The sequence below is a fragment of the Halomonas sp. 707D4 genome, assembly GCF_024158685.1.
Taxonomy (GTDB): domain Bacteria; phylum Pseudomonadota; class Gammaproteobacteria; order Pseudomonadales; family Halomonadaceae; genus Vreelandella.
Genome location: NZ_JAMZBD010000621.1, coordinates 1 through 1,523, shown reverse-complemented (window position 1 = coordinate 1,523; position 1,523 = coordinate 1). Strand labels below are relative to the sequence as shown.

General features: G+C 68.7%; 1 protein-coding gene. It reads right to left on the bottom strand.

Annotation, left to right across the window (positions count from 1 at the left end; translation table 11 throughout):
* Positions 1-151: 151 nt before the first annotated feature.
* Positions 152-1,523 (bottom strand): pyruvate kinase (gene pyk, locus BIS11_RS17285; protein ID WP_253586687.1); only part of this gene is annotated, 1,372 nt, incomplete at its 5' end.

Genomic DNA, 1,523 nt, shown 5'->3' with positions numbered 1-1,523 from the left:
CCCTGCTCGGTGTGGATGGTCAGCGGCAGCGTCGCCGCCTCGGTGTCGGCGGCGAACACGCTCGTCGACAGCAGCGGCACGCTGGCCAGCAGCGACGTGCCGAGGGCGGCCTTGATCAGTTGACGACGCGACAGGGTCATGGCGGCCTCCTTCAGGCGCGGGCGTGCTGGTCGGTGATCGTCATCACCTTCAGGGTGTTGGTGCCGCCGTGGGCATTCATGTGATCGCCCCGGGTGAGAATGACGTGATCGCCGGGCTTGGCCACGCCCTGCTTCACCAGAAGCTCGAGGGCCCGATCGTTGAGCTCGGTGGCCTGCATGGCGCTGGTGTCGAAGGGCAGCGAGACCACGCCGCGATAGAGCGCCATGCGCCGCTGGGCGATGGGATTGTGGGCCAGGCCCACGATCGGCAGGCCCGAGCGAATGCGCGAGGCGATCAACGGCGTATAGCCCGACGCCGTCATGCAGGCGATGGCGACCACGCCTTCCATGTGGTTGGCGGCGTACATCGCCGAGAGCGCGATGGTCTCGTCGGCGCGAGTGAAGCCTTCGTGGATGCGGTGGCCGGACTCCTGAGCGGTGCGCTCGCGCTCGGCGCCGAGGCACACCCGCGCCATCGCCTCGATGGTCTCGACCGGGTAGTCGCCGGCGGCGGTCTCGGCAGAGAGCATCACCGCGTCGCTGCCGTCGAGCACCGCGTTGGCCACGTCGAACACTTCGGCGCGGGTGGGCAGCGGCGCGGAGATCATGCTCTCCATCATCTGCGTTGCGGTGATCACCGCACGGTTGAGGCTGCGCGCGCGCTTGATCATGCGCTTCTGCACGCCGACCAGCTTGGCATCGCCGATCTCGACGCCCAGATCGCCCCGGGCGACCATCACCGCTTCCGAGGCTTCGATGATGCCGTCGAGGGTCTCGTCATCCGCCACCGCCTCGGCGCGCTCCACCTTGGCGACCAGGCCGATCTCGGCGCCCTCTTCGCCCAAGAGGCGACGGGCTTCCTGCATGTCTGCCGCCGAGCGGGGAAACGAGATCGCCAGGTAATCGACGCCGATCGCCACGGCGGTCTTGAGGTCCGCCTTGTCCTTGTCGGTCAGCGCCGGCGCCGAGAGCCCGCCGCCCTGCTTGTTGATGCCCTTGTGGTTGGAGAGCTTGCCGCCCACCACCACCCGGGTATGCACCTTCTGGCCCTCGACGCGGGTGACGTCGAGCACCACGCGGCCATCGTCGAGCAGCAGCCGGTCGCCGGCGGCGACGTCCTGGGCGAGGGTCTTGTAGTCGCAGCCCACCGCAGCGGTGTCGCCAGCGTCCGGGTCGAGGCCCATATCGAGCACGAAGTCCTGGCCCTCGGCGAGCACCACCTTGCCCTCCTTGAAGCGCGCGATACGAATCTTCGGTCCCTGCAGGTCACCCAAGGCTGCCACGCTTCGGCCGAGCCGTGCGGCGATCTCGCGCACCCGTTCGAGTCTTGCACGGTGGTCGTCGGCGGTGCCGTGGGAGAAGTTGAGACGCACCACGTCCACC